Raw genomic sequence first — 8030 nt, 5'->3', positions numbered from 1 at the left:
TCCCTATGCCCGCTCCGCCGCCCCCCGAGACACCTCCGAAGATCGGAAACCCCAGGCAGAACGCCCGCTACTCAACAACTACGGCACCCTGGCCGCACCACCCACCCATACCCTCCAACTACGTGCCCGGCTGCTCACAATTCCGGGTGTAGATGCCGCGACCACCGGACTCCGAAACGAGAGCCCAATCATTTGATCTGCAACTGGTGCGCAGGTGTATCGCTAGGTCACTATCGGGTGGGTGCTTCGACACCGGTCTGCGCGAGTATTGCCGGTGGTAGCCGCTCGCCGTGGATCGTGATTCCTGCCAAAGCAGTGTTCAGCTCCTGAAGCTCGTCGTCGCTGAAGGTCACTTCTTCGCTCCGAGATCCTCCAGAAGGTGGGCGGTTCTCGTGGCACACTCGGAATCGGGACGATCCACGGTCGCTGCGCCATCAGCCAAGAGCTGCGCGGCGGTGGCGCCCTTACGCACGGCCCACTCCTGGATCATTTGGACCAGAGGCATATTCGCTGCCAAGGCGTCAGGCGCATTACGGGGCACCGCGGCGCGGAAGTCTCCCTCGGTGAACCCGGTGAAGGGATTGATCGTCCCAGTCGTGACGCCCATTCCCAGAGGTGCCCAACACACGAATCCGACCCCGAGCTCTTCTCACAGCGGCAGGATTATGTCCTCGGGCCCACGCCAAAGCATCGAGTACTCGTTTTGGATCGCGGTGAGCGGCTGGACCGCATGTGCGCGGCGGATGGTATCGGGTCCTGGTTCGGACAGGCCGAAGTGCAGGACTTTGCCCTCGGCTATCAGATCTTTCACGGTGCCCGCCACGTCTTCGATCGGGACCGTGGGATCCACTCGATGCTGATAGAGCAGATCAACGCGGTCGGTTCGCAGGCGCTGCAACATCTCGTCGACCACCCGCCGGATGTGGTCTGGGCGGCTGTTCGGGCCACCGCGTCTCTCACCGGATTGTGGGTCGAAGTCGAACCCGAACTTCGTCGCGATCACTACCTGATCCCGGACGGGTTCAAAGCTTCCCCGACGATTCGCTCGGACTCGAGGGGCCCATACGCTTCGGCCGTGTCGAAGAAGGTCACCCTTGGTCGACAGCTGCTCGAGTGAGGGTGATCATGTCCGCGCGACTACTGACGGGGCCGTAGAGCTTGCCGGGCATGGTTTGGCATCCCAGCCCGATGCTCGAGACTTCCAAGGATCCGAGAGTGCGGCGGCCGGTGACCGTTGTGGTCGCAGTCACCAGCCTCGCACCGTCGCGGACGCCGCTCGTGCCGGCGCCGGACTGCGCGGTTTGCTCGGTCGACGTGCAGCCAGCCGCCATCCCGGCGACCAGCGGGGATGCGGCCAACCCGGCAGCTCCCATCAAAAATCTGCGGCGACCGCGATCGGTCGGGTTCCTGTGCACTGCGCTCTCCTGGTCAGTCATTGAACTTTGTCTTCACCGCGGCCGGCGGCGGCGTGGACTCACGCCTCGGGTATATCTCTGCCTACGTTTCGAGAGTGATGCTGTCCGGTTCCGGTCCGCCGCGTACTCCGGTGTCGAGTGCGTCGATCGCGGCGAGCTGCTCGGTGGTGAGCTCGAAGTCGAAGACGTCGAAGTTCTCGGCGATGCGGGCAGGCTTGGTCGACTTCGGGATGGCGGAGCGGCCCCGCTGGAGGTGCCAGCACAGCATCACCTTCGCGGCCGACGTCCCATGTGCCCGAGCGATGTCGCGCAGGGTCGGGTCGTCGAACGTGCTCTTTACGGCCGTGCCGTAGGCCGTGATGCCTCCGATGGGTGACCAGGCCTGGATAATAATTCCGTGTTCGGCGTGTATTCGCTGCAGCGAAGTCTGCTGAAAGAACGGGTGTACCTCGATCTGGTTCACCGCGGGCACAACAGAGGTCTCGTTCAGGAGACGGTCGAGGTGCTCGTGCATGAAGTTGCTGACGCCGATCGCGCGCACCTTGCCATCGGCGAGGAGTTCCTCGAGCGCCCGGCACGCATCGAGCGTGCGATCGAAGGCAAGGGCTGGTGCAGGATCAGCAGGTCGAGCTGCCCGACACCGAGCTTGCCGGTGCTCTTGTCGAACGCGTGCAGCGTGGCGTCGTAACCGTAGTCGCTGATCCAGACCTTCGTCTCGATGTACAACTCGTCGCGGGCAATGCCCGAGCGACGGATACCTTCACCGACCTCGCGCTCGTTGAAGTACGCGGCGGCCGTGTCGATGTGACGGTAGCCGAGGCGGAGAGCTTCCTCGACCGCAGCGGTCGTGGCGTCGGGCGGGGTCTGGAAGACACCGAGCCCGACGGCCAGCATCTCGACACCGTTGTTCAGCGTGATCATCTTCTGGGGCACGCCTCGACAGTAGGTACTCGACCAGCAAGGTGAGAGTCACTGTCGTTATCCCCAGACGCGAACCCGGTTGGCGCTGATAGGCACTCCCACGCAGCCCACCGCGATGGCTACCGTCGATTGCATGGCCCTCCGCGCCGAAGTACAGCAGTTCCTCACCGGGATGCGGGCACGCCTTACTCCAGAGGAAGCGGGTGTGAAGATCTTCGGCGGCGAACGCCGCGTACCCGGACTCCGCCGCGAGGAGGTCGCGCAACTCGCCAGCGTGAGCACAAAGTATTACACCAGGATGGAATGCGGGAACCTCCGTGGAGTATCTGAGAGCGTGCTGCAATCGCTGGCCCGCACATTGCACATGAACGAGGTCGAGACCCAGCATCTGTTCGACCTCGCACGAGCATCCGAAGGCGCGCGGACGTCCCGTGTCAAGCCCCAGTCGTCTCTACCGCGGCGAGCAACGCAACTCCTCGACGCGATGGGCAATGTCCCGGCCATAGCGCTCGGACGGCTCGGTGACTTGGTCGGAGCCAACAGCCTCGGACGAGCGCTGTTCCCACATCTATTTCCCGAGAACAGCGAACCGCTCAACCACACGCGCTATCTCTACCTCGACGACCGCTCCCGGGAGTTCTACGTCAACTGGGAACGCAGCGCCCGGCCGAGTGTGTCGGGCTTGCGCCTCCTCGCCGGCCGCGACCCCGGCGACCGTGCCCTCATGGCCCTCGTCGGCGAGCTCGCCACCCACTGCCCCGAATTCCGCACCTGGTGGGCAGGGCACACAGTCGCGATCCATACCAGCGGAACCAAAACGATCCGCCACCCCGTGGTCGGTCAGCTCACGGTCGCATTCGAGACCCTGACCCTCGGCTCGACCCCCGACGTCCGAATCGTCACCTACCTCGCCGACCCCGGAACCCCGTCGGCTGATGCCCTCGACCTGCTACGCAGCTGGGTCGCGACCACACTCACACCCGCGGAATCCGAGCCCTCCACGCCCAGCACCCCCGGACAGAGGCAGGCTGGCCCAAGTTGCCCCCAAACCGTCGTCACTGAAAGTCCTCATCGCTGCATACGTCAGATCAGAAAGCAGTCCGAGCCGGTCGGTAGGAAGCCGTTGGCCGTTTCGGTGCGCGCGGCTCCTCACACGTTTGATCAATCTCGACGACCACCGGACCAGGCATCCCCCGAGGACTCGCGCGGCGGATAGAGCGGTTCGAGCCATCACAGGCAGACGGCAGGTAAAAGCATCGATCGCCACCATCCGCAGGACCCTGATCACAGCCCCGGCCCGTATCGCGTTCTCGGCGAAGGCTGACCTTGCATCTCCCACACCGGTGGCCCTGGGAAGACGAACGGAGACGATCGCCCACACTCAAGCAGCAATCAACGGACGCAACCGAACCCATTACCGACCGGCACCACATCTGTGGATCCAGGCCAAAGACCCAGAGTGTGAAGCACGATCCCTCGTGCCGGCAATCCTCGCTATACCTCTGACCTACACAGCGGCACCGAGGTTGTTCTCACAAGCTCGCCGAGTCGATCGATGCTCGCATCAACTTTGTTCTTCCGAACAACCAACCGCATCGGTACAGTTGCAACCCGCGGGCTCAGCGGACAGTACGCAACCCCGTCCATCTTGAACGCGGACACGCGCTCGGGAACAATCCCGATTCCACGATTACCCGCTATCAATGGAATGATGTTGTATCCGGCGATGGCCTCGGCGACCACGATTGGTGTAAAACCATTCTTCGAGCAAGCCGCGACGACGGTATCGAATTCCAGAGACGCGCGGCTCCGATCGGCGATTACCAGGACCTCATTCGCAAGCTCTCGCCAGTGAATGGTCCCCCGTTGCGCCAACGGATGCGATATCGGCACTGCGGCACAATAGTATTCCGGCGCCGCGTCTACCCAGAACCACTCCTCCCCCAACTCTCTGACTCGCAATAAACCGGCGTCCAGATCACCGGACCTCAGCCGGTCCATTTGGGTCTCGACGCCCGCCTCCTGAAGTCTCACCGCAACGCGCGGATTCGCGCGCTCGAGTTCGCGCAGAACCTGTGGGACAAGTCCGATCACAGCTGACGCCACACAACCCACCGTCAGAGTCCGGGTGCTCTCGGTGGCGGCCTCGTGCAACAATCCAGGCAAGCGCTGGTACCGTTCCAAGATCCGTCTAGCTTCGGGTAACAGCGCTTCACCGGCCGGGGTCAACGAAATTCTCCGCGAACTACGTTTGAACAGCTCTTGGTTGACCTCACGCTCCAACGTTCTGATTTGCTGTGTGAGCGGTGGCTGGGAGATGTGCAGACGCGCGGACGCCCTCGTGAAGCTCAGTTCCTCCGCGACGACAACGAAGTACTTCAAACGCGTCAGGCTCATCCTGCCTCTTGACCTTTTCGGTTCTGCGAGTAGTTACACTTGTCAAAACTATCCCACAAGCAGTCGGTCAATCGCTTCGGTGAGCCTTGCCTGTGATTCTGCGATATTACGCTCGCACACCGATGCCGCACGAACGTCGCGCCCAAGGCGTTCCGTCATAGACGCGATCTCCCGAGACACCGCACTCGGCGCCGACCCACCAAGTACTGTTCGCCGGTGCACTGATGCAATCGGATCGAGTGCTGAGCGAAGAGAACTCAACGAAAGCGACAGTGGCTCTCCTCTGTACATGCACGCGGCTTCGTCTACTATCGCCGACGTCAGATCTCGCGGTTCAAGACCACGCTCGTAACAGAGTCGGATGACGATGGCGCAGATCTGATGCGCGGTACGCCAAGACAGACCGCATTCTGTAACGATCAATGATGCCAGATCACTAGCCGAGGCCCAGTGACGTTCCGAACTCTCCCGCATTCGCCTGTCGTCGACCTCGATGGCATCGAGCATGGTAGCCAAGTCCCCCATGATCCGAGGCAGGTCTTCGAGCAACTCCCAGAGGACGACGTCACATTCGAAGCGCTCCAGCATCGGCTGACCAGTGGCACCTCGTTCCGACGCAATTCCGAGAGACATTGCGCCGATTGCCTTTGCGCACTGCGCCTTGATCTGCTGCGGGAGATTTGGGTTCCTCTTCTGAGGCATAATGCTAGAGGTCGCACAGAACCTGTCCGGGAAGTCTACGTATCGGTACTCGGTAGACATCCAAAGTTCTAAATCATCGGCGATTCTCGCAAGGTTCATAGCAGCGATCGTCACGACGCTTATCGTCTCCACACCCACATCATGGCTCATGATCGCGTCCAAGCTATTTGCGATGGGACGGTCGAAGCCCAAGAGTTCTGAAACACGCTCGCGGTCTATCTCGAAATCGGTGGTGCTCAATATACCAGCCCCCGCCGGCGACTGGTTCACCCGAACTGTGAGCTCCATATAGCGCTGAACGTCACGATCGAGTGTAGCCGCCCACATGCTGAGCCAGTGACCGAGCGTGGTCGGTTGTGCATGCTGCAAAAACGTCTGACCGGGCACGACAGTCTCGACAAACTTCATCGCAAGTTTCAGTAGGACCCCCCGGAGACTATTTAGCATGTGAATATTGCAAAAAACTAGTCTCCTGGTATTGAGTCTCCGTGAAACCTCTGATATATCGCCCGTGCTCCTTCCCAGATTGATCCATCCCCCAATTTGCTCGCCGAGGCGCTGAATCAACTGCTGCTCGGTCCAATGCATCCCCCCGTCCCATTCACCGAGTAAAACGCTATTCGCCTCGATATCACAGATTTCAGCCAGCATCTTGCGTCCGTCGCCTTTCTCCACCAGGCCCATTTCCACCAACATCACCAAGTGGGCCTTATCGAAGTCGAGAATCGACTTCAACGGTGCTCGTTCATGGTTTCGAGACGTAAATAACCTATCGGTCCAAAGCCCCTCGGAAAGCCTTATTCCAGCCGTCCGATAGCCACGGTAGTCGACGGATTTCTGTTGCAAAGACATATTAGATGCCAACCCATTCTTCCTCGGACCATGTGATCAACTCACGCGCGTTGTGAACGTAGCCCTGGTGGTTGCTCCGCTCAAACGCCCACAACCTGACCGCGCACCTCTACAGGCACCCCACCTGCACGCATACGACTTTCGTATGGAATTACTTGCAAAGCCGTATTAGCTTGCCCGATGACATCCCGGTATAAACACTGCGACAGGCACCGGCAGGTTTCACAAATCCGCACCTGCCGCACCAGCTCAGAATGCTTCGCTCACACAGGATGCAGACGATGGAAGGTTTTGTAGTGACAGAAGAAACTGCAACCAGGACGGTCGACTATGACGCCGGCCCCGTACTACCGTTCCATAGGCGGCTCGTCCTCAGCGCATCATCTGGTTCGTTTTCCGACGGCTATGTACTCGGCGTGACCGGGATCGCGTTGGCGGTCGCAACGGACACGATGGACATCAGCGATACGTGGCAGGGACTTCTCGGATCGTCCACACTTGCCGGTCTATTTTTCGGCGCATTGATCTGCGGAAGATTGGTGGACCGCTTCGGACGACAGCCATTTTTTGGTCCCTTGATGTTAATTTTCACCTTGGCCTCCCTCCTGCAGCTTCTGACGAGTCCCGATTGGTCATTGTTGATCGTTCGATTCATCATGGGACTTCTCCTCGGTGGTGACTACGTTTCGTCGAAAGCGCTGCTCGCGGAGGTATCCCCACGCTATTGGCGTGGCCGAGCATTGGGCGCACTCGGATTCGCATGGACATTGGGATTCGCGGCCGCCTACATTGTCGGGCTACTCATGCGCGACCTAGGGCCTGATTCCTGGAAGTGGATTCTCGCCACATCTGCAATTCCATCAATCATCAGTTTCGCTCTACGTATCGGCGCACCCGAGTCGCCTCGTTGGCTTGTCCAGAACGGACGCGTGTCCGAGGCTCGAAAAATTGTGACGAGCCGGATGGGTGCGAACTACAATTTACCGGAGACTGCCCCGAAGTCGGTCGAGCCGAGCCTGCGGGCGCTTTTCCGTTCCGACACTGCGAGAAGCACTTTCATAGCGTGCTTGGTGTATACGGTTGCAGTCATGCCCACCTTTGCTCTCGGTACGTTCCTGCCACGTGTCGTAGAAACACTGGGGGTAGAAAACCCGTATACGGGCTCACTTGGGTATTACTGTTGCGCCGCCATAGGACCTTTCCTGGGACTCCTTGTGATAGACCGCCTTTCACGCAGAACGATGGCCTTCGGCGGCTTCCTTGTTTCTGGGCTCCTCCTGCTTCCGTTGATGATATCCGGTGCGAGCCCACTGTTCATTGTCATCGTCTTCGCTACCTTCGCGCTGGTCACAAAGGCAACCAGCACAGTTGGGTATGTATATCCGTCTGAATTGTTCTCGACCGAGCTGAGGGGGCGTGGGGTTGGTCTTGCGGTGGCATCGAGCCGGTTCGGTGCATCCGCGCTGACCTTCTTCATGCCGATCGTGGTTGGCAACCTCGGGGTCGTGGCCGCGTTGGCAATGTGCGTTGCAGTTCTGCTGGCCGGGGGCATCGTGGGCTATATCTGGGCGCCCGAGACCTCCAGTAGGGCACTTGATCCAGCGGCCTCTTCATAGCTGAGCGCCTCCGACTGGACGGCGTCTCTCTACTAGTGCCGTATCAGGCAACGTTTGCCTTGTTGACGATTTCTCGTAGTTTTTGGTCGGCGGCGTGGTTGTTTCGCCAGATGATGTAGCGGCGGAT

Annotated in this window: 7 protein-coding genes and 1 pseudogene; 3 read left to right on the top strand and 5 right to left on the bottom strand. The window is 60.2% G+C overall.

The genetic code is table 11. The features are described 5' to 3' along the window. Positions 1-196: hypothetical protein (locus tag ACFVJ3_RS48855; protein WP_378458942.1), on the top strand; the 196-nt coding region annotated here is incomplete at its 5' end. Between the two features lie 453 nt (positions 197-649). Here the strand turns inward: ACFVJ3_RS48855 and ACFVJ3_RS48850 are convergent. The 3 genes and pseudogenes from ACFVJ3_RS48850 to ACFVJ3_RS48840 form a co-directional block, all read right to left on the bottom strand. Beyond that, positions 650-1003, bottom strand: a complete 354-nt coding sequence (locus ACFVJ3_RS48850) for an aldo/keto reductase (RefSeq protein WP_378458941.1) — start codon at positions 1001-1003, stop codon at positions 650-652. Between the two features lie 85 nt (positions 1004-1088). Next, a complete protein-coding gene (locus ACFVJ3_RS48845; protein ID WP_378458940.1) occupies positions 1089-1415 on the bottom strand; it encodes a hypothetical protein in 327 nt (108 codons plus the stop codon). Between the two features lie 59 nt (positions 1416-1474). Beyond that, a pseudogene (locus ACFVJ3_RS48840) lies at positions 1475-2336 on the bottom strand (aldo/keto reductase). 133 nt (positions 2337-2469) lie between these two features. Here ACFVJ3_RS48840 and ACFVJ3_RS48835 point away from each other — a divergent pair. Beyond that, entirely contained in the window at positions 2470-3552 is a 1083-nt protein-coding gene (locus tag ACFVJ3_RS48835) for a helix-turn-helix transcriptional regulator (RefSeq protein WP_378458939.1), read from the top strand. 278 nt (positions 3553-3830) lie between these two features. Here ACFVJ3_RS48835 and ACFVJ3_RS48830 read toward each other — a convergent pair whose 3' ends face one another. Then, positions 3831-4733: a LysR substrate-binding domain-containing protein gene (locus ACFVJ3_RS48830; RefSeq protein ID WP_378458938.1), complete on the bottom strand. Its 903-nt coding sequence runs from the start codon at positions 4731-4733 to the stop codon at positions 3831-3833. A gap of 48 nt (positions 4734-4781) precedes the next feature. Then, positions 4782-6170 (bottom strand): argininosuccinate lyase, encoded by a 1389-nt coding sequence (gene argH, locus ACFVJ3_RS48825; protein ID WP_378458937.1) that lies wholly within the window; start codon positions 6168-6170, stop codon positions 4782-4784. A 413-nt stretch (positions 6171-6583) separates the two neighbouring features. Between argH and ACFVJ3_RS48820 the strand changes: the two genes are divergently transcribed. Next, the gene (locus ACFVJ3_RS48820; RefSeq protein ID WP_378458936.1) at positions 6584-7903 is read left to right on the top strand and encodes an MFS transporter; all 1320 of its coding nucleotides are present in this window, start codon (positions 6584-6586) and stop codon (positions 7901-7903) included. The last annotated feature ends 127 nt before the right edge of the window (positions 7904-8030 follow it).

The sequence above is a fragment of the Rhodococcus sp. NPDC127593 genome, from assembly GCF_042671975.1.
Classification (GTDB): Bacteria; Actinomycetota; Actinomycetes; order Mycobacteriales; family Mycobacteriaceae; genus Rhodococcus_F.
The sequence above is the reverse complement of the archived record's forward strand: the minus strand, read 5'-3'. Positions and strand labels throughout refer to the sequence as shown.

What these genes read in the sequence shown, in the direction of transcription:
- ACFVJ3_RS48835 (WP_378458939.1), top strand. Translation starts at nt 2,470, where the DNA reads ATGGCCCTCCGCGCCGAAGTACAGCAGTTCCTCACCGGGATGCGGGCA.
- ACFVJ3_RS48830 (WP_378458938.1), bottom strand. Translation starts at nt 4,733, where the DNA reads ATGAGCCTGACGCGTTTGAAGTACTTCGTTGTCGTCGCGGAGGAACTG.